The sequence below is a fragment of the Blastopirellula marina genome (genome assembly GCF_002967765.1).
Classification (GTDB): domain Bacteria; phylum Planctomycetota; class Planctomycetia; order Pirellulales; family Pirellulaceae; genus Bremerella; species Bremerella marina_A.
This window is the reverse complement of sequence record NZ_PUHY01000012.1, coordinates 35,363-55,693: the sequence shown is the minus strand read 5'-3', so window position 1 is coordinate 55,693 and position 20,331 is coordinate 35,363. Positions and strand designations below refer to the sequence as shown.

13 protein-coding genes and 5 tRNA genes are annotated in these 20,331 nt (G+C 54.1%); 16 read left to right on the top strand and 2 right to left on the bottom strand.

Going from position 1 to position 20,331, the window contains the following annotated elements; genetic code table 11:
* The first annotated feature begins 34 nt into the window (after positions 1-34).
* Positions 35-739: a VIT family protein gene (locus C5Y83_RS16545; RefSeq protein ID WP_105330882.1), complete on the top strand. Its 705-nt coding sequence runs from the start codon at positions 35-37 to the stop codon at positions 737-739.
* Positions 740-745: 6 nt separating this feature from the next.
* Here C5Y83_RS16545 and C5Y83_RS16540 read toward each other — a convergent pair whose 3' ends face one another.
* Together C5Y83_RS16540 and C5Y83_RS16535 are read right to left on the bottom strand one after the other, a co-directional pair.
* Positions 746-1,507 carry a DUF3891 family protein gene (locus tag C5Y83_RS16540; protein ID WP_158262384.1) on the bottom strand — a complete coding sequence of 254 codons (762 nt, stop codon included), beginning with the start codon at positions 1,505-1,507 and terminating at the stop codon, positions 746-748.
* Between the two features lie 74 nt (positions 1,508-1,581).
* Positions 1,582-2,838 carry a hypothetical protein gene (locus C5Y83_RS16535; protein ID WP_105330880.1) on the bottom strand — a complete coding sequence of 419 codons (1,257 nt, stop codon included), beginning with the start codon at positions 2,836-2,838 and terminating at the stop codon, positions 1,582-1,584.
* A gap of 749 nt (positions 2,839-3,587) precedes the next feature.
* On the opposite strand from C5Y83_RS16535, the gene C5Y83_RS16530 reads away from it, so the two are divergent.
* From C5Y83_RS16530 to rpoC, 15 genes are all read left to right on the top strand, one after another.
* Positions 3,588-5,261 (top strand): sigma-70 family RNA polymerase sigma factor, encoded by a 1,674-nt coding sequence (locus C5Y83_RS16530; protein ID WP_105330879.1) that lies wholly within the window; start codon positions 3,588-3,590, stop codon positions 5,259-5,261.
* A 395-nt stretch (positions 5,262-5,656) separates the two neighbouring features.
* A tRNA-Thr gene (locus C5Y83_RS16525) sits at positions 5,657-5,729 on the top strand.
* A 100-nt stretch (positions 5,730-5,829) separates the two neighbouring features.
* Positions 5,830-5,911 (top strand) — tRNA-Tyr (locus C5Y83_RS16520).
* 56 nt (positions 5,912-5,967) lie between these two features.
* Positions 5,968-6,038 (top strand) — tRNA-Gly (locus C5Y83_RS16515).
* 168 nt (positions 6,039-6,206) lie between these two features.
* Positions 6,207-6,278 (top strand) — tRNA-Thr (locus tag C5Y83_RS16510).
* A 79-nt stretch (positions 6,279-6,357) separates the two neighbouring features.
* A complete protein-coding gene (gene tuf / locus C5Y83_RS16505; protein WP_105330878.1) occupies positions 6,358-7,554 on the top strand; it encodes an elongation factor Tu in 1,197 nt (398 codons plus the stop codon).
* A gap of 57 nt (positions 7,555-7,611) precedes the next feature.
* A tRNA-Trp gene (locus C5Y83_RS16500) sits at positions 7,612-7,684 on the top strand.
* A 107-nt stretch (positions 7,685-7,791) separates the two neighbouring features.
* Positions 7,792-8,259: a preprotein translocase subunit SecE gene (gene secE, locus C5Y83_RS16495; RefSeq protein ID WP_105330877.1), complete on the top strand. Its 468-nt coding sequence runs from the start codon at positions 7,792-7,794 to the stop codon at positions 8,257-8,259.
* A 78-nt stretch (positions 8,260-8,337) separates the two neighbouring features.
* Entirely contained in the window at positions 8,338-9,186 is an 849-nt protein-coding gene (gene nusG, locus C5Y83_RS16490; RefSeq protein WP_233207257.1) for a transcription termination/antitermination protein NusG, read from the top strand.
* Positions 9,187-9,345: 159 nt separating this feature from the next.
* Complete coding sequence (gene rplK / locus C5Y83_RS16485; protein WP_105330876.1) at positions 9,346-9,771, top strand: 50S ribosomal protein L11; 426 nt, start codon at positions 9,346-9,348, stop codon at positions 9,769-9,771.
* Positions 9,772-9,823: 52 nt separating this feature from the next.
* The gene (rplA, locus tag C5Y83_RS16480; RefSeq protein ID WP_105330875.1) at positions 9,824-10,501 is read left to right on the top strand and encodes a 50S ribosomal protein L1; all 678 of its coding nucleotides are present in this window, start codon (positions 9,824-9,826) and stop codon (positions 10,499-10,501) included.
* Positions 10,502-10,559: 58 nt separating this feature from the next.
* Complete coding sequence (gene rplJ / locus C5Y83_RS16475) at positions 10,560-11,084, top strand: 50S ribosomal protein L10 (protein WP_105330874.1); 525 nt, start codon at positions 10,560-10,562, stop codon at positions 11,082-11,084.
* Positions 11,085-11,216: 132 nt separating this feature from the next.
* Entirely contained in the window at positions 11,217-11,630 is a 414-nt protein-coding gene (gene rplL, locus C5Y83_RS16470) for a 50S ribosomal protein L7/L12 (protein WP_105330873.1), read from the top strand.
* A gap of 354 nt (positions 11,631-11,984) precedes the next feature.
* A complete protein-coding gene (rpoB, locus tag C5Y83_RS16465) occupies positions 11,985-15,734 on the top strand; it encodes a DNA-directed RNA polymerase subunit beta (RefSeq protein WP_105330872.1) in 3,750 nt (1,249 codons plus the stop codon).
* 130 nt (positions 15,735-15,864) lie between these two features.
* Complete coding sequence (gene rpoC, locus C5Y83_RS16460) at positions 15,865-20,313, top strand: DNA-directed RNA polymerase subunit beta' (RefSeq protein ID WP_105330871.1); 4,449 nt, start codon at positions 15,865-15,867, stop codon at positions 20,311-20,313.
* The last annotated feature ends 18 nt before the right edge of the window (positions 20,314-20,331 follow it).

Sequence of the window (20,331 nt, the reverse complement as noted above, 5' to 3'; positions counted from 1 at the left end):
TTTCAGTTGGACTTCCTTTTGAAAGTGTTGATAGATGAGTCCCAGGCCTATTCATCGAGAGTTTCATCGTGCGGATCGAATTGGCTGGCTCCGCGCGGCAGTGCTCGGGGCGAACGATGGCATTCTCTCAGTCGGCAGTTTGATCGTCGGGGTTGCCTCGGCTGATGCAGATTACTTTCAGGTTGTCCTTTCTGGCGTCGCTGGACTGACTTCCGGGGCGCTGTCGATGGCGGCAGGCGAGTACGTGTCGGTTAGTTCTCAGGCCGATACGGAACAAGCCGACACCGAACTTGAGCAGCGTGAACTCGCCGCCGATCCTGAGGGGGAATTAGTCGAGCTGACCGAGATTTACGTTCAGCGCGGATTAGAACCAGATCTGGCCCGTCAGGTGGCTCGGCAACTGATGGAGAAGGACGCCCTCAAGGCACATCTACGAGACGAGCTGGGGATTTCCGAGCATTTGGCGGCTCGGCCTCTGCAAGCGGCCTGGGCATCTGCCCTTTCCTTCAGTATCGGCGCGGCGTTGCCGGTCGGCGTTTCCGCGGTCGCTCCGAAGTCGATGGTTGTTTTCCTCGTGGCGATTGTCACTGTGCTTAGTCTGGGCGTGCTTGGTGCGTTGTCGGCAGTCACTGGGGGGGCTTCGCCATGGAAAGGCGCCGCGCGAGTCGCATTCTGGGGAATTGTGGCAATGGTTGTCACATCGCTCATTGGCAAGCTATTTGGTGTGTCGGTTGCTTGATGCGATCTATTTCGGTACGAACCGCCAGCTGAGTCGCCGCCAGTCCGTTAGCTCGCTGAGTACATCCTCGGTGTCGTCGTAATTTCGATCCGGCACCAGCCAGCCGCCGACCGCCACGTGTACCTCATCGACCGTCCAGGGCCACGGATCGGTTACGAAGATGCCATCTTCTTGGGGTATCACGGTAAGCGAAAGCTCTTGAGGAGTCTCGTCAAACGTGTGCGATTCGGTGCGTTCTGCCAGGCAAAGCCAAAGGCTGAACCAGTCGAAGAAGCGAAGTTGGCGAATCGCAAGCTGCACATCTTGGTCGTCGCATGCCGGGTGACGTTCTTCCCAGCGATCTCGCCAAGTTTCGCACAGTTCTTCGTACTTGCTGAGAAAGAGCTGGCCTGCTTCCGAGTCAGCCGAATGACTATGCTCGCGTAGCATCATGAAATGCTCGGCAATCAAATATTGGGCAAACGGGCTGATCCGGGCTGCGCCCTGAATCGACTTTGTCCAGATCGAGTGGGCTTCGGCGGTTGGTGTGTTCAGAAACGAGAGTGGACGCTTGGTCTCGGGATCGACCGGTGGGGCATTGTCGGTCGCGATCCAGCCGTCGTCATGATGAAAGATAGCGGGCCAAACGACTTCTGGATGAACCAGAGGAAGGAAACCGCTCTGCCCCCAGTGCGATGCCAGGTCGCCTGATAAGGCTGCGTGAACTGATTGTGGAATAAGGTACAGCAGCGACTCGCCGCTAGGAGCCTGATGAGGACGAACAATCACAATGAGGCCTTTCCCAAAGTTGGGAACATCAAAACTTAAGTTGTGACTGTTATTCTACGCCAATGCTGTTCGTATCAACGAATCGTCGTCGCTGGTTCAATCCTAGCTTGGATCAAAGCCGGCTGTTCTGGTTCCGATTCTTCCTGCTCGCCAGCGGACGTCGGCTGTTGGGCATCTTCGATCAAGTCAAAGCCGCTCATGAAAGAGCGATCCGCCTGGCCAAATTTCTCGGCCAACTTTGTTTCAAACGTGAAAACGGTCGAGTAGCGGTGCCCTTGATCGTCCGAAACCAGGTAATAGATCCAGGTGATCGGCATCCCGTCAGCCGTGCCTACGGCGGAAACGCGGAGTTCGCGAAGTCCTTGAGAGTTGATCGACTGGGCAGCATCAATTACTTGGCCAAGTCGCTCGCCCAGGGCCTTCTTGACCTCGGCTTCAAAGCCTTCCAGGGTTGTTTGTTCGCCTGGCTTGAGGTTAGTTAGGCGGTTGACGTTTGCTTGTGCGAGTAGTTCGCCGTCGGAAACCATACGGAAGACGGTTTGCTTCGCGGTTTCTGCCAAGGCAAACCACTGACGGCCGTGCAACACGCGGAAGCCAGCCTCTTTCCCAGTGAACGAAAGCATTTTCATGCCGTCCCCTGATTCGAGATCGAGTTTGGCGAGGTTTGCATCGCTTAGCTGTTCAATCGGCTGGGTTGGTTGAATCTGGGTCCGAACCACGGCCGTTACCGTAAACCCTGGAACTGCGTGTCCGATGGCTCGTTCTTCCTCGATAGAAGCGGCGAACCAGGTGATCATTTTTTGCTTTGTGTCGACGTTCATCCGGGCTTTCAACCCGATTTCGGTAGCGACACCTTGAATGGCACCGGACGCCTTGCCGGAAAACGTAATCTTTGCCACTCCTGCACTGTCGACTTCGGTTAAAACCCCAGTGATTTCGTGGCTGTTGACGGCATCGATGCCCAGGCATTGGGCTAGGGCATGGCTATCTGGAGACCAGGTCTTATTGGTGCCAATCGCTTCTTTGGGGAGCAGTTTTCCCAGCACTGCTGGATTGCCGGGCACGTTAATTAGCTCAAGCTCTTCTCGGCTGAGGGTGTACTCTGGGCTCGAAAGAATGGAGCCAGAAGTGTCAGTTTGGACGCTGATAAGCCGCTTTACGGTTGGTAGTGAGTCTTTCAAGGGCTTTTCGTTCGCCGTCGACTCGGTTTCCGCCTTCTTGTAAAAGCGAATCGCAGTGGTTGGACTCAAATTTCTCTCTACGGCCACATATTGACCTGTGAGTGCCATGGGGAAGTGGCGGACCTTACGGCCATCAGGATTGATCCGCATTGTTCCCTGGACCTTCAGGTCGGAGCTAATCTGCCTGGTTTTGCCCTGGAGATTTTCCTCGAGCTTCCAAGTGTCCGCAGCGCTGCAAGGTGAGCTACCGCACAGTAAAACAAGGGCCACGCAGCTTACGATGGCAGAGCCAAAGAGCGGTTTTCCGTGGTTTTCTGTAACGAATATTGCCGTGCAAGCATCGAAAAACATGAGATCGGCCTGGGATTTATAGTGTCGCGGTCATAAGCGAAATCGCTACATACGTGAGAATCGTCAATATTCGCAGAGCATGTTGAAAGATTCTTTCTGCTGCGGTAACTGATAATGCGACCGATTTGACAATCCTTGGCCGAGCCGTACGAAGTTGCGGTTAGTCGCGATATTCGGCACGGAATTCGCAACAGCTTACGGTGGATTGACTTACCGCGAAGAACAACCCGCTTGGCATGCCCCCGATGGGGTGGATTTTGAAAAAAGTACGAACAAATGAACAACTAAAGCGGTCATTTCCTCGTATAAGGTCTTAGAAGGAGTTGGTTTGCAGACTAATAGTTGATTGTTAATCCATTTATTGTGCGACCAACTCAACTTATCAAGCATCTGACAGAAAGAGGCGCCTGCCGAAGCGCGGGTAGCTGTCCCGTTGCTTGAGTGTCTCCCCGGGAAGGGGGGATCGCTCCAAGTTAAACATCGTCTGGGCGATCGGAACTCGCAGGGATAACCAGACGGATGTTGTTGATCACTGAGTGAGGGACAACATGAACAAGGGATATCAAAATGTCGCGTTGCGTCAGTTACGCGATCAGCAAATCAAATACGCTCCCCGGGATCGTAAGCTCGATCAGGCCAATCGTGCGGAGAAACTAATCTCCGAGATTGACCCAAGCAAACAATACCCGGTTGATTATATCTACTACCGGCTCACAGATTTCCGTCCAGAACAGCCGAGCGTCGGTTCTTTGCTGCCTGGCAAATCGGCGGCCGAAGACTTGCGTTTGATGGTCGAAGACTTGTCTGACGCAGCGGATGTCTCCGTTGATTCCGTGCCAGAGGAAGTTCTTACCGTCGAACAACTGAGTGATCGGTTCAACGTCTCGACGAAGACGATCTCTCGATGGCGGAAGCAAGGCTTAGTTAGTCGAAAGTTTCTGTTTGAAGGGCGTAAGCGAGTCGGGTTTCTTCGTTCCAGCGTCGAGCGATTCGTCAAAGATAATCCGGATCGTATTGAACGCGGCCGACACTTCAGCCAGTTGTCGGAAGCGGAAAAGCTGGAAATTATCGACCGAGCACGTCGTCTTGCAAACGCCGGTGGTACACCGTCGGAAGTGGCCAAGCGGGTCGCTGCCAAGATGAACCGTAGTGTCGAGACGATTCGATATACGCTGAAGAATCATGATGACGAAATGCCGAAAGAGGCTGTTTTCCCGCGTGGAACGGGGCCGCTAACGGAGTCGGCCAAGCAGATCATCTACGGCGAGTATCGTCACGGGGTCTCGGTCGATCGTCTCTCGGAGAAGCATGGGCGAACTCGCGCATCGATTTACCGCGTGATTAACGAAATTCGTTACCGCCACGTCATGGAATTGCCGCTGGATAATATCTACAACGACGACTTTGAAAAGCCGGAGTTGGAAGAGGAAATCCTTGGTGATATGCCACCGCACGAGAAACCGGCTCGTAAGGTTCGGGTGCCGTCCGGCTTGCCGACCTACCTAGCCTCGCTGTATGAAATGCCGCTTCTGAACCGTGAGCAAGAGTATCACTTGTTCCGGAAGTTCAACTTCCTCAAGCACAAGGCCTTAAAGATTCGCGAACAGCTTGATGAACAGCGTCCCAAGTCGAGCGACATGGACGAAATCGAGCGACTTTACGACCTAGCCAGCGAAGTGAAGAACTTGATCGTGCAGTCCAACTTGCGATTGGTGGTTTCGATTGCCAAGCGTCATGTGGCTGCGACGGAAGACTTCTTCGAGTTGGTTTCCGACGGTAACATGTCGTTGATTCGGGCTGCGGAGAAATTTGACTACTCGCGTGGTAACAAATTCAGCACTTACTGCAGTTGGGCGATCATGAAGAACTTCGCCCGAACTATTCCGGTTGAGTTCCGCCATCGCGATCGTTACCGCACTAGCTTGGATGAGTACTTCACCACGCGGGTCGACGAGCGTAGCGATCAGTACGAGCAGGAAATGGCTCAGCAGCAGCGTGAGCGACAGATCGATAAGATCTTGCATCGCTTGGACGAGCGTGAGCAGAAGATTATTATCCGCCGATTCGGACTGGATCACTCCCGCGAACCGCAGACTTTGAAGGAGGTCGGCGAGGAGTTGGGTGTGACGAAGGAGCGAATCCGCCAAATTGAAGCCCGGGCCCTGAACAAGTTGAAAACGGCTGCCCGCGACTTCAACTTCGATTTACCGGAAACGAATTAGTCGTTTGCGGGGTAATCGCCGGTGATAATGCTTTTGCCGGCAAAATTTCTTCAAAGTAACTCACTCAGGCGCTCGCTAGTCTTCCTCAGGGCTGGCGAGCGTTTCTTTTTTGGTGTTCAATCAGCAGTTCGGCAAATGCCGCTGGATCGTGAGTGTAGTCATCTGGACGCTGCATGCGTATTGTTGGCTCAAGACAGCCGGTTCAACGGCCTTGCCCGTGGATGACCGATGGTGTCGAGTCGGGCACTGAAGATGCTGCGAACAAACGCATTTGGCATGTGTCTGAATGCCAGATGGGATTTTGGTCGATTTTTGCCTCCGGTGGTATGTTCCTGCCTTGCGGGGAAAACTCGACTCGTTATATTTATTGGTTTTCCATAAAGCCCAGGTAGTGGGCTAGCGTAGCTCAATTGGCAGAGCAGCTGATTTGTAATCAGCAGGTTGTGGGTTCAAGTCCCTCCGCTAGCTTCGTTCACGGTACTTTTGGGCCGACGTTGGATTGAAAAGTGCCGAAAACGACGGGTTCCCGAGGCAGCAGCTTTCGGGGTCCGGTGAAAGCGGATATGTTGGGGGGTTTCCCGAGCGGTCAAAGGGGACAGACTGTAAATCTGTTGGCATTGCCTTCACAGGTTCGAATCCTGTACCCCCCACTAAATTGAAACCCTGGGCTTTATTGGAAAAGAAAACGAGAAGGCCTGGGTAGGTTGCGGGTGTAGCTCAATGGTAGAGCAACAGCCTTCCAAGCTGAAGACGAGGGTTCGATTCCCTTCACCCGCTTCGCAGTGAGCTGCATTACCCGGCTTGTTGCGAAATTGCCCAGGCGGCCATGTTGGTTGCTGATGGCGTTGATATCGAGAATCGGGGTTGTCCGTTTGGGCGGCTCGGAAGCGGGTAGCCGGGTAAAGGTGACGGAAGCAAAACCCCAATCATGCTTCCCATTTTTCGGCTGCTGTAGCTCAGTGGTAGAGCACTTCCTTGGTAAGGAAGAGGTCAAGGGTTCAAGTCCCTTCAGCAGCTCTTCACGGCACCTTGATTTTCGTATTTGAACAAATCCCAATTTTTTCACGGTTTAACTGGGGTAAGAAAGACATAGAAAATGGCCAAGGACGTATTTGAACGATCTAAACCACACGTCAACGTTGGCACCATCGGTCACATCGACCACGGTAAAACAACGACGACGGGCGCAATCCTGGCGGTTCAGGCTGCTAAGGGTCTGGCCAAGATGAAGGCTTATTCGGAAATCGCCAAGGGTGGTACGGTTCGTGACGAAACCAAAACCGTGACGATCGCCGTGGCTCACGTCGAGTACGAAAGCCCGACTCGTCACTATGCTCATATTGACTGCCCTGGTCACGCTGACTTTGTGAAGAACATGATCACCGGTGCTGCCCAGATGGACGGCGCGATCCTGGTGGTTTCCGCTGCTGACGGTCCTATGCCGCAGACCAAAGAGCACGTTCTACTTGCTCGTCAGGTCGGTGTGCCTTGCATCGTTGTCTACTTGAACAAGTGCGATCTGGTCGACGATGAAGAGTTGTTGGACCTGGTTGAGCTGGAAGTTCGCGAATTGCTAAGCAAGAACGACTTCCCAGGTGACGATTGCCCAGTTGTTCGCGGTAACTCGCTCGCTGCTTACAACAGCCCAGCCGATCCGGAAGCTTCCAAGTGCATCACCGAGTTGGTTGACGCTCTCGATAGCTACATTCCAGAACCAGAACGCGAAACCGACAAGCCATTCTTGATGGCCATCGAAGACGTGTTCTCGATCGAAGGTCGTGGTACGGTTGCTACCGGTCGTATTGAACGCGGTATCGTCAAGGTTGGTGAAGAAGTTGAAATCCTCGGTCTGACCGAGAAGCCGACCAAGACCACCGTTACCGGTGTTGAAATGTTCAACAAGATCCTGCAGGAAGGTGTTGCTGGCGATAACGTCGGTTGCTTGCTCCGCGGTGTCAAGCGTGAAGACATTTCCCGTGGTCAGGTTCTCGCCAAGCCAGGTTCGATCAATCCTCACACCAAGTTCGAGGCAGAGATCTACTGCTTGAGCAAGGAAGAAGGCGGTCGTCATACCCCGTTCTTCAGTGGTTATCGTCCACAGTTCTACTTCCGAACCACGGACGTTACCGGTACGGCTAACTTGGTTGGTGCTGAAATGTGCATGCCAGGCGACAACGTTAAAATCGAAGTCGAGCTGCACAAGCCGATCGCTATGTTTGAAGGTGTTCGCTTCGCTATTCGCGAAGGTGGTAAGACAGTCGGTTCCGGCGTTGTTACCAAGATCACCGAGTAGGACTTGTTTAGAATTCAGCTCGCCGGACAAAGCGTTGGCTTTGTTCGGCGATGCTCCAGGGGCGTAGCTCAATTGGCAGAGCGCTGGATTCCAAATCCAGATGTTGAGAGTTCGAGTCCCTCCGCCCCTGCTATTCATTGGTGTTACCGAACTTGTTGGGCGCGTCACACCGGTAAACGACAATATTGCATTTGCTAGTCGTCGCCGCGGCAAGAACGCCAAAGACTGAGAGTGACCATGGCCAAGGAGAAGACTGTCGGTTCCGCTTCCCTGCTCAACGAGCTGGTTCAAGCGAATCGATATAAACGAACCCAGGGCAGGATTGCCCGCCAAGCGACATTGCTTGCGATTTGGGTTCTGATTTTGATTGCTGCGTATCAGCTGTATCAGCAGTTGGCTGCATACACAGCAATGGTGCAATATAAGCTCGAATATGCCATTCCAGGCGTGTTGGTAGCAGTTGGTTTTTGGGTTGCCTATCGACTGATCAATTGGCCGACTTTCGCGGACTTTTTGATCGCCGTCGAAGCAGAAATGAATAAAGTGACTTGGCCCTCCAAGGCCGAGTTGTGGCGAAGTGTCATCGTGGTGATCGCATTGATCTTCATACTGGCGTTGTTGCTGTTCACCTTTGACTTATTGTGGATCACGGTCTTCAAGGCCATTGGGCTCATCCCCAACGATCCTAGTTCAGGTGCCGGTTGACAAGTTTCAGTTGAAGTTGTCATCGCTCGTTCTTCGCAGACAGGTCCGGTCAATAACAGCCGGTTAAGGTTTTAATTCGTGGTAAGCTCAGCTGACAATTCGTTCGATCCGCAAAAAGATCCCGAGGACTCGGAGATCCAGTCGGAACCAAACGCAGTCCCTGAGGATGCCGCGGATGAAACTGTGGGTGGTGACGAAGCGGCAGCGGAAGTTGCGGAAGAAGTCGCTGCCGGGTCAGAAGCTTCGGCCGAGCCAGTTGCAGACGAATCGAGGGATGTGCCTGCTGGTGAGCCTGTAACGGAGGAGAAGCCCGCAGCAGCTTCCGGCAGGAAGCGTGGCCCGATCGAAGAGATTACTGAAGAAGATGAAGCCGCCGAAGAAGCGGCAGAGAAGGACTGGTACATCCTCAAAGTTCAGAGCAATCGCGAGAAGTCGATTTGTGCGAACCTGATCCGCCGTGTAAAGATGGCTGGGCTTGAGGATTACTTTGGGGAGATTCTTGTCCCCACCGAGGATTTGGTGGAATACAAGAACGGCAAGAAGAAGGTCACCAAGCAGAAGCTTTACCCGGGCTACATCGTCGTTCACATGGCGATCAACGACGAAACGTGGTTCGTGGTTCGGGAAACGGGCGGCATTGGTGATTTCACGGGAGCAGGCGGCAAGCCGGTTCCGATGTTGCCGCACGAAGTGGATCGCATCGTCAAGAAGACGCGCAAGCCCGACGAAGGCGAACAAGAAGAAGTGAAAACGAACATTCGCTTTAAGATTGGCGATCATGTTCGGATCACGGAAGGAACCTTCGAGAACTTCGAAGGAGATGTCGAAGTGATCGACGAAACCAATGGCCGGGTCACGGTCATGATCAATATTTTCGGCCGCACGACGCCTGTGGAGATGGAACACTGGCAAATGGAGCCAGTTTAATCCCATAGTCAGTCGGACCGTTGGTCGATTCTTCTAGCTCCCCTTTATCGGCGGATACTGAGAACAACCCTCGGGGCCTTTGTTTACTAAGCACACGGTTTTCATAGCACACGGTTGCGTCGCGGATGACAGATCGCACGCAGCACGGGAAATAGCAAAATGGCACGGGAACAAGTAGGTCAAGCGAAATTTCAGGTCCCCGGCGGTCAGGCCACTCCGGCTCCTCCGGTTGGTACCTCGTTGGGTCGTTACGGCGTGAATCTGGGCCAATTCGTCCAGCAGTTCAACGACAAGACCCGTGAATTCAACGGCATGCCCATTCCTGTTGTCGTGACCGTTTATAACGACCGGACTTTTGAGTTCATTTGCAAAAGTCCCCCAGCTGCTGCCCTATTGAAGAAGGCAGCCGGTCTGGCCAAAGGAAGTGGCACGCCGAACACGAAGAAGGTTGGAAAGGTTAGCCGCGAGCAGATCGATGACATCTGCAATCAAAAGATGGCCGACCTCAATGCCCGCGACCTGGAACATGCTCGCCGAATGATCGAAGGAACGGCTCGGAGCATGGGCTTGGAAGTCACCGAGTAGGCCCTGCCCCAACTACTGCGAACATTATCTCCCTTTAATTTGGCGATTGACGATGGCTAAACAATCCAAACGATATCGGGCCCTGGCTGAAAAGGTGCCTGGCGACGCCCTGACCCTCAAAGACGCGATCGTACTGTTGAAGTCGTTCAACACCACCAAGTTCGATCAAACGGTCGAAATCGCGATGCGTTTGGGGATCGACCCGAAGCAGGCTGACCAGTTGGTTCGTGGTGCCTTGGTTTTGCCTCACGGTATTGGCAAGATTCAACGCGTGATCGTTTTCGCCAAGGGTGACAACGTTGCGGTTGCTCAAGAAGCAGGTGCGGACGAAGTTGGTGCCGAAGACCTGGCAAAGAAGATTAAGGACGGCTGGCTGGACTTTGACGTCTGTATTGCTTCGCCTGACATGATGGGGCTGGTTGGTCCTCTCGGTCGCGTCCTCGGTCCTCGTGGTTTGATGCCATCGCCACGTGCTGGTACCGTCACGCCTGACGTGGCTCGCGTCGTCAAAGAGTACAAGGCAGGTAAAGTCGAATTTCGTAACGACCCGGCTGGCATCGTCCACGCAGTGGTTGGTTGTCTCGGATTCGAAGCGGATAAGTTGGAAGACAACATCCGCGCCTTTGTTGATCATATCAATGGCCTCAAGCCTCAAGCGGCGAAGGGCACCTATGTTCGTAGCGTCAATTTGAGTGCCACGATGAGCCCTGGGGTTCAAGTCGCACTCTAATTGGTTCCTCACTCGCAAGGCGTTACGCCAACACACATCGTTACTGAAGCCCTGAGCCATGAGTAAGTATCTGAAAAACCTGGTGATCTCCGACTTGTCCAAGCGACTCGACGGGGTGAACGACCTGCTGGTGGTCGACGTTGTGGGTATGAATGCGGACAAGACATTCACTGTTCGCAAGCAGCTCCGCGAGAAGGGCCTGAGCCTTCTGGTGGTACGTCGTACACTGGCCGCGAAGGCCTGTGAAGGCACGTCCCTCGCTCCAGCCTTTGAAGGAATGGAAGGCAGCACCGCCATCGTCTGGGGCGGCGAAGATTTCGTCGACCTCGCGAAGGAAGTCGTCAAGCTAAACGACGACGATAAGTTCCCTGGCTTCACCGCTAAGGGTGGTGTCATGGATGGCGAATCCTTGACCCCAGACACCGTCAAGGCGATCAGCAAGTGGCCAAATCGTGCCGAACAGCTGTCTCTCCTGGTTGGTCAGATCTTGGGTCCTGGACGTACGCTGGCAGCTCAGGTTAAGGGCCCAGGTGCCAAATTGGCCTCGCAAATCAAGCAGGTCGGCGAAAATCAAGAAGGCTAGTTCCTTCCTCTCGGCAAAGCGTCGGTCCGGCACTTGCCGACAACCACGTTTTCCTCACTACAAAACATCCGTATTCCCTGGCGCAGGCGGGCAAGCCCCACTGCAAATCGTGTTGAAAGGATAAGATCCGAAATGTCCGAAGAAGCAACTGCAACCGTCGAAGTATCTGAAGAAATCAAGGGTTTGGGCGATCAGATCGCTGGTTTGACCCTGAAGCAAGCTGTTGAGCTTGGCGACTACCTGAAAGACGCTCATGGCATCGAAGCCGCCGCTGGTGGTGGTGTTGTGATGGCAGGTGGTGGTGCCGATGCTGGTGCGGCTGCTGCTGTTGAGCAAACCGAGTTCGACGTCGTCATGACCGACTTTGGTGCTCAGAAGATCGGCGTGATCAAGGTCGTTCGTGGCATCACCGGTCTGGGCTTGAAGGAAGCCAAAGACATGGTTGAAGGTGTCCCAAGCAAGATCAAAGAAGGTGTCTCCAAGGAAGACGCTGAAAAGGTCAAGAAGGAACTGGAAGAAGCCGGTGCCGTCGTCGAAATCAAGTAAGACGCGTTATTTGGCTGATTTCCTGTTTTCACTCAGGCGTTGCCTCGCCTATACTTAGAGGCAACGTCGCGAGGTGTGATTTTGAAGCCTTCTGGATCTTCTTTTTCTTTTGACTGCATGGATGGGAATCAAGTGAGAGTGCGCGCCGGCACAGGCCGGTGTGCTAGCTTGCTGCCGGCAGGCTGCGCACCCATGGTTGCGCACTCTGGTTTGAACCTCTATTGTCCGCCCGTATTACCACATGCTTTCTCGCTATTTGACACGGACGCCAGGCTGAATCCCTGATCGAAGTCCGCGCCTGATGGTGTGAAAGCATGTTGTTTTTGAATTGCCGCCCAAGGAGTCGCGTCGCTTATGGCTACCTCGTCGCAACGACGGCTGGAACCCACTGAAGTTCGTCGGTTTGGAAGTCAGTCGATCTATATGGCTCCGCCAGATCTGACGAAAATCCAAACCCTCAGCTACCAAAACTTCCTGCAAGCAGAGGTCGAGGCAGAAGCTCGCGATCCAGAATTGGGCATCGAAAGTGTCCTGCGGGAAATCTTTCCGATTCAAAGTTACGACGGACAAAATCAGCTCGACTACGTTCGTTACGAGTTGGGCAAGCCGCGGTATACGCCAGAGGAATGTAAGCAACTGCGGCTTACCTACGGTCGTCCGTTCCGTATTTGGCTGCGTCTGAACAAAGAAGAGCCGATCGAGGAAGAAGTCTACCTCGGTGACTTGCCGGTCATGTTGGGCGGTGGTGAGTTTATCATCAACGGTGCTGAGCGTGTCGTCGTTAGTCAGCTGCACCGCAGCCCAGGTGTCGACTTCGTTCTGGAGCAAGACACGACCTCGGACAAGAAACTTCCGAGCTGCCGTATCATTCCTGAGCGTGGTAGCTGGATTGAGGTTAACGTCTCGAAGAAGGACTCGTTGACGGTCCGTATCGACCAGAGCGGTAAGTTCGCCGCGACGACTCTCCTTCGCGCCATGTCGCCGGAGTTCAGCAGCGACGCTGACGTGATTCGCGCCTTCTACGAGTCGACGGTCGAATCGGTGAAGGATGGCCGCAGCGTCACCAAGATCGAAAACAAGATCGCGGTTGACGACATCATCTATCCAAGCAGCAGTGACCGTGCTGGCGAGATTATTCTCGAAGCAGGGCAAAAGATTAGTCGCAACATCGCGGAATTGATCTGCTCGGCTGGTATCGATGAAGTGGAAGTTATGGAGCCGCCTAAGACGCAGCTCATCTTCACCGCTTTGTCGGAGGACAACACCTCCAGCCACGAAGAAGCTTTGCTACGCATCTACCAGCGTCTGCGTCCGGGTAACCCGCCGCAGCTGGAAAAGGCGAAGACGCTTTTCGCGGAAAAGTTCTACGACGAAAACCGCTATCGTCTTGGTCGCGTCGGCCGTTTCCGTATGAACCGGAAGCTGGGCCTCGACGTCGAAGAAGGCAAGCAAACGCTTCGTCCAGAAGACTTGATCGCTGCTATCCGGTATATCCTGTACCTCTCTTCGGGCGACAAGCGAGCTCGCATCGACGATATCGACCACTTAGGTAATCGTCGTCTGCGTACGATCGATGAATTGGCTTGCGACGAAATGCGTAAGGGCTTCTTGAAGCTCCGTCGTACCGTTCAAGAGCGAATGAGTCTGAAGGACGCGGAAGATATGACTCCGCGTAATCTGGTCAACCCGAAGAGCATCTCGGCAGCGATCGAATACTTTTTTGGTCGTGGCGAGCTCTCGCAGGTGGTCGACCAAACGAACCCTCTTTCGATGCTCACGCATGAACGTCGTTTGTCGGCTCTCGGCCCTGGCGGTTTGAATCGTAAACGAGCCGGTTTTGAAGTTCGCGACGTTCACATTTCGCACTACGGTCGTATCTGTCCGATTGAAACGCCGGAAGGTACGAACATTGGTCTGATCTCCAGCTTGGCTCTCTACTCTTCGGTGGATGAGTACGGCTTCCTGATCACGCCTTATCGTAAGATTACCAATGGCAAGATCGATAAAGGTTTCGTCTGGCTACGTGCTGACGAAGAATCGGACGCGTTGGTGGCTCCGGCTGATACGCCGACCGATGACGAAGACGTGCTGCTGGGCGACTTGATCATTGCTCGTTATCGCAGCGACTTCGAGATGGTCGCGCCGACGGAAGTCGAATACATCGACGTGGCTCCTTGCCAGATGGTGGGTGTGTCTGCCGCATTGATTCCGTTCCTGGAACACGACGACGCCAACCGCGCGTTGATGGGATCTAACATGCAGCGGCAAGCGGTGCCACTGTTGGTTGCGGAACCTCCGATCGTTGGAACTGGCGTCGAACGCGACGTCGCGATGAACTCCAGCATGATCATTCGTGCCAAGTACGACGGCGTGGTTAAATACGTCGACGCCTTGAAGGTGATCATTGAACGCAGTGGAGTTGCGGAGCACGCCGAAGACGTTTACGAACTCCGCAAGTTCGTTGGTCTGAATGAGCGAACCTGCTTGAATCAACACCCTGTCGTGAAGATGGGCCAGAAGATTACGGCCGGCGATGTCCTGGCAGATGGTGCGGCGACGCACGGTGGTCAGTTAGCCCTTGGCCGTAACGTGTTGGTCGGCTTTATGTCGTTCGACGGTTACAACTACGAAGACGCGATCATCATCAGCGAAGAATTGGTGAAGCAGGACGTCTACACCTCGATTCACATCGAAGAGTTCGACGTCGAAATTCGCGAAACCAAGCTGGGCCGCGAAGACTTCACACGAGATATTCCGAACGTCTCTGAAAAGATGCTTCGTAACCTCGACGAGAACGGTATCGTTCAAGTCGGTACATACGTGAAGCCTGGTGATATTCTCGTTGGTAAGGTTTCGCCGAAGAGCAAGACCGAACTGACGCCGGAGGAAAAGCTGCTGCACGCGATCTTTGGTCGTGCCGGTGAGGACGTAAAGAACGACTCGCTGGAAGTGCCATCCGGTATTGAAGGTATTGTCGTTCAAGCCGAGAAGTTTGCTCGTCGTATGAGCCTCTCTGACGATGAACGAAAGGCTTTCGAGAAGACGCTCAAGGATGCCGAAACCGAGGGCAACGCCGCAATTTCGGAATTGTTCTCAGAATTCGTGGGCGAAGTCGAAAAGATCCTCGGCAAGACGGTCACCGATGAAGATGGCACGCCGTTGACGCGCGATCAAGATAACAAGTACATCGCCGAGCAAGCTCAACAGTTCCGCTTGTACAAGGTTTTAGAATCGCTCAAGAGCGAAGAACGAGTCGCCAGCGTCCGTCAGTTGTACGCTGCCAAATGGCCAGCGATTGAACTGGCGATCGATCAGCGCGATCGCAAGCTCAACAGCATGAAGCGTGGCGATGAACTTCGCAGCGGCGTGTTGCAGATGGTTAAGGTCTACATTGCTACCAAGCGAGTGATCTCGGTTGGTGACAAAATGGCCGGTCGCCACGGTAACAAGGGTGTGATCGCCAAGATCTTGCCCGTGGAAGACATGCCGTTCCTGCCAGATGGAACACCGATTCAGATCATGCTCAATCCGCTCGGCGTGCCTAGCCGTATGAATGTGGGGCAGATTCTGGAGACCCACTTAGGTTGGGCTGGTGCCAAGCTCGGCTTCCAGGCCATCACGCCAGTGTTTGACGGTGCTTCGGAAGAGATCATCAACGATTGCTTGGAGGAAGCTGGTTTACCACGCCATGGTAAGGCACGTCTGCACGATGGACGTACGGGCGAGGCATTGAACCAGGAAACCACCGTTGGCTACATCTACATGTTGAAGTTGCACCACTTGGTGGACGACAAGGTGCACGCTCGTAGCACAGGGCCTTACTCGCTCATTACGCAGCAGCCACTTGGTGGTAAGGCTCGTTTCGGTGGTCAGCGATTCGGGGAAATGGAAGTGTGGGCTCTCGAAGCCTACGGTGCTGCCTACATCCTCCAGGAACTGCTCACCGTTAAGAGTGACGACGTCGAAGGACGGACGAAGATTTATGAGTCGATGGTCAAGGGAGAAAACACGTTGGAAGCCGGTACGCCCGCGAGCTTCGACGTGTTGACCAACGAGATTCGAGGGCTCGGGTTGAATATGCAGTTGGAAAAGCGTCGCCTGTAAAAGGCGGCGTGCCACTGCGGCGGAAATGGGTTTCCGCAGTTGACAACCCGCAGCCGGTTCAAACCTAGGCAACCGGCTGCATCTGCACCAAAACGAACATCCAGTGGGATTAGAACAAGGAGCACGGGCCATGAGTATTCTCGAAAGCTCTTACGACCGCATCAACGACTATACCGCGGTTAAGATCAGCCTCGCACGACCGCACGATATTCGTAGTTGGTCGTTCGGCGAAGTGAAGAAGCCGGAAACGATCAACTACCGAACGTACCGTCCTGAAAAAGACGGGCTGTTCTGTGAGCGTATCTTCGGCCCAGAAAAAGACTGGGAATGTGCCTGCGGTAAGTACCGCGGCATGAAGTACAAAGGAATGATCTGCGATCGCTGTGGTGTGAAAATCACTCACAGTCGCGTTCGTCGTAAGCGAATGGGGCACATCGAGCTCGCTGCCCCGATCGTTCACATCTGGTTCTTCAAGGCCATGCCTAGCCGATTGGGTAACCTGTTGGCGATGAAGACCTCGAGCCTGGAAAAGGTCATCTACTTCCAGGATTACGTCGTCGTCGATCCAGGCAGTACCGATCTGGAAAAGTTTCAGACGCTGACTGAAGAAGAGTATCGCGGCGCGCTGGAGCAGTTCGGCTCCGGTTCGTTCGAGGCCGACATGGGTGCCGAAGCAGTTCGCAAGCTGCTGCAAGGGTTGGACCTCGTCCAGCTTTCGATCGACCTGCGTAAGGATCTCCATGAAACGGGTTCCAAGCAGAAGCGTAAGGATCTGACCAACCGTCTGAAGATTGTCGAAGCGATTCGCGATAGCGACAATAAGCCAGAGTGGATGGTCATGGACGTCATTCCGGTGATTCCTCCAGATTTGCGTCCGCTCGTTCTGTTGGACTCTGGCAATTTTGCTACCTCCGACTTGAACGACCTGTACCGTCGAATTATCAACCGCAACAATCGTTTGCGGAAGTTGGTCGACTTGAACGCTCCGGAAGTGATCATTCGCAACGAAAAGCGAATGCTCCAGCAGTCGGTCGATGCTTTGTTCGATAATAATCGTTGTAAGCGTCCGGTCCTCGGTAGTAGCAACCGCCCACTGAAATCCTTGACCGACATGATCAAGGGTAAGCAGGGTCGTTTTCGTGAAAACCTCCTCGGTAAGCGCGTTGACTACTCCGCTCGTAGTGTGATCGTGGTTGGTCCACGCATGAAACTGCATCAGTGCGGTCTGCCGAAGAAGATCGCTCTGGAACTTTACCAACCGTTCATCATCCGCAAGCTCAAAGTGCTCGGTCATGCCGACACAATCAAGAGCGCCAAGAAGATGCTCGAACGGAAGGACGAAGAAGTCTGGGATATCTTGGAATCGGTGATTCAGAATCACCCAGTTCTCTTGAATCGTGCCCCAACGCTGCACCGAATGGGTATCCAAGCCTTCGAGCCAACCCTGGTAGAAGGTAATGCGATTCACCTTCATCCGCTTGTCTGTAAAGGCTTCAATGCCGACTTCGACGGAGACCAGATGGCGGTTCACTTGCCGCTCTCGATCGAAGCTCAGGTCGAAGCTCACACGCTGATGTTGGCGACGAATAACATCTTCGCACCATCGAATGGTAAGCCGATCATGAGTCCGTCGCAGGACGTGGTGATGGGTTGTAACTTCATCACCATCAGCCTGCCAAACCGACCAGGTGAAGGAATGACCTTCTCCTCGATGGACGAGGCAGATTATGCCTTCGCTCAGGGCATCATTGACCTGCACGCGCTGATCAAGGTCCGTCTGCCGGAAGGCCGCAAGCTGAAGGGTGAAGACGACGAGCAAAACTCGACACGAATCGTCGAGACGACATTTGGTCGTGTTTTGTTCAACGAGATGCTTCCACCAGGCATGGACTTCTACAACCACTCGCTCGGTAGTAGTGAGTTGTCCAAGGTGATTTCCGACTGTTACCAGCGTCTGGGGCGTCGGGCCACGATCAACCTGTTGGACGACATGAACCAGCTTGGTTTCCGCGAATCGACCCGCAGTGGTCTTTCCTTCGCAACCGACGACCTTGTGACTCCAGACTCGAAGCACAAGATCATCGGTGAAGCCGAAAAGAAGGTGATCAAGTTTAAGAAACTCTACGAACGTGGTGTGATCACCGACAAGGAACGAGTCAACCAGGTTCTCGACGCTTGGACACATGCTCGTGAGCAGATTACTGCCGAGATGATGACCGAGATGAAGAACGACGATCGTGGCGGTCATGGTTACATCAATCCGGTGTACTTGATGGCCGACTCGGGTGCTCGTGGTGGTACCGAACAGATTCGTCAGCTGGCCGGTATGCGTGGTCTGATGGCCAAGCCGAGTGGTGAAATCATCGAAACGCCGATCAAATCAAACTTCCGCGAAGGTTTGACGGTGCTCGAATACTTCTCCTCGACGCACGGTGCCCGTAAGGGTCTGGCCGATACGGCGTTGAAGACGGCTGACTCCGGTTACCTCACGCGTAAGCTGGCCGACGTCGCCCAGAACGTGGTGATCACGCAAGACGACTGCGGTACGACCCAGGGTATCACCAAGGGCGTTATTTACCGTGGTGAAAAGGTCGAAGTCTCGCTGGCAGATGCCATCAAGGGGCGTGTCAGCCGTCAAAGCATCGTGAACCCGATCACCGACGAAGTGATCGTTCGCGAAAACGAAATGATCACGCCTGATACGGCTCGCAAGATCGAACGAATGGGCCTCGAACGGATTCAGGTTCGTAGTCCCATGACCTGCGATAGCGGTCTGGGTTGCTGCAAGGCTTGCTACGGTATGGACATGTCGACTGGCGATCAGGTCGAAGAAGGCATGGCCGTCGGTATCATCGCCGCTCAAAGTATTGGTGAGCCTGGTACGCAGTTGACCATGCGTACGTTCCACATCGGTGGTGTGGCCGTTACCGATACGGAAGAGCACGAAAAGAAAACCAAGCGTGGCGGTTTCGTCAAGTTTACCCGTATGCGTACGGCGACCAACGACGAAGGTAAGAACATCGTGCTCACCCGCAATGGTGAAATCACGATTGTCGATGCCAAGGGTCGTGAAATCGAAAGCTACGACGTGCCCACTGGGGCAACGTTGGAAGTCAAAGAGAACGACGAGGTCAAAACCGGTCAGGTTCTCTGCTCCTGGAATCCTTACTCGATTCCGATCGTCGCCGAAGTCGGTGGTCGCGTCCGTTATGAGGACGTGGTCGAAGGCGAGACGATGATGATCGAGCACGACTCGACTGGCTTCGCACGTCGCATGATCACGGAGCATAAGGGTGACTTCCATCCGCAGCTGGTCATCGAAGACGAAGATGGTAAGCCGCTGGACGTTTACTACTTGCCCGAAAAGGCGATCATCGACGCCGAAGAAGGTGCCAAGGTTTCGGCCGGTACCACGGTGGCCAGCACGCCACGTGAATCGGGCGGTGTTAAGGACATTACGGGTGGTCTGCCACGAGTCACGGAAATCTTCGAGGCTCGAAAGCCGAAAGATCCAGCCGTGATGGCTGAGATCGATGGTGTCGTCGAGATTCTTTCCGAGAAGAAGCGTGGTAAGCGAACGATCATCGTCCGTAGCGAATCTGGCATCGAACGTGAGCACTTAGTGCCACACGGTAAGCGGTTCCTGGTTCATACTGGTGACTACGTCCGAGCTGGCCAGTCGTTGATCGACGGACCGCTGGTGCCGCACGACATCCTCCGTATCTCTGGGGAAGAAGCGGTGCAGCAGTACCTGCTTCACGAGATTCAGGGCGTCTATCGTAGTCAGCGTGTGGAGATCAACGATAAGCACATCGAGATCATTGTTGCCCGCATGCTGCGGAAGGTGATGGTCGACTCGGCAGGCGATACCAGCTTGTTGCCGGGCTTGGTGATGGATAAGTTCGATTTCCGTCGTGCCAACGATCAGTTGTCCCGCTGTCTGAAAATCTCCGGTACCGGGGACTCGCAGCAGTTCACCGAAGGCATGATCGTGCCAAAGGAAGCGCTCGAACAAGAGAACGGTCAGATCGAATCATTGGGCGGAACGCCAGCTAAGGGTGCCAAGCCTGCTGCGGCGAGTGCTTCGACCCAGCTACTTGGTATCACCAAGGCAGCCGTTCAAAGTTCCAGCTTTATCTCAGCGGCGTCCTTCCAGGAAACGACCAAGGTTCTTACCGAGGCCGCCCTGGCTGGCAAGATCGACGAACTGATCGGTTTGAAGGAAAACGTGATCTTAGGTCACTTAATTCCTGCCGGTACTGGTTTCCGCTCGTTCCAAGATTCGGAAGTGCGTATCAATCCAGAAGCCTTGGCCGAATTGGCCTCGCGGACTCGCGAACGGACTTTGGAAGACAGCTTCCCGCTCTTGCAGGACAACGGCGAAACTGCCCAGCAGCCTGGCCCAGCCGCGATTTCCGAAATGGCTCCTGCCCCAGGGCTGGAAAGCTTACTCGGTGGTGGCGGTTCGATCCCAGCGACCGAGGGTCCTGCCTACGGCGATCCACAGCCACAGCAGCCTCCGCAACCGCCTCAAGGTGGTGCCGAAGGTTTTGAGCCAGGGACTGAGGACGAATTGTAAGAATTAGGATGTTTGGGA

Coding starts and splice junctions, on each gene's coding strand:
- C5Y83_RS16545 (WP_105330882.1), top strand. CDS start 35: ATGAGTCCCAGGCCTATTCATCGAGAGTTTCATCGTGCGGATCGAATT.
- C5Y83_RS16535 (WP_105330880.1), bottom strand. CDS start 2,838: ATGCGGATCAATCCTGATGGCCGTAAGGTCCGCCACTTCCCCATGGCA.
- C5Y83_RS16530 (WP_105330879.1), top strand. CDS start 3,588: ATGAACAAGGGATATCAAAATGTCGCGTTGCGTCAGTTACGCGATCAG.
- tuf (WP_105330878.1), top strand. CDS start 6,358: ATGGCCAAGGACGTATTTGAACGATCTAAACCACACGTCAACGTTGGC.
- secE (WP_105330877.1), top strand. CDS start 7,792: ATGGCCAAGGAGAAGACTGTCGGTTCCGCTTCCCTGCTCAACGAGCTG.
- rplK (WP_105330876.1), top strand. CDS start 9,346: ATGGCACGGGAACAAGTAGGTCAAGCGAAATTTCAGGTCCCCGGCGGT.
- rplA (WP_105330875.1), top strand. CDS start 9,824: ATGGCTAAACAATCCAAACGATATCGGGCCCTGGCTGAAAAGGTGCCT.
- rplJ (WP_105330874.1), top strand. CDS start 10,560: ATGAGTAAGTATCTGAAAAACCTGGTGATCTCCGACTTGTCCAAGCGA.
- rplL (WP_105330873.1), top strand. CDS start 11,217: ATGTCCGAAGAAGCAACTGCAACCGTCGAAGTATCTGAAGAAATCAAG.
- rpoB (WP_105330872.1), top strand. CDS start 11,985: ATGGCTACCTCGTCGCAACGACGGCTGGAACCCACTGAAGTTCGTCGG.
- rpoC (WP_105330871.1), top strand. CDS start 15,865: ATGAGTATTCTCGAAAGCTCTTACGACCGCATCAACGACTATACCGCG.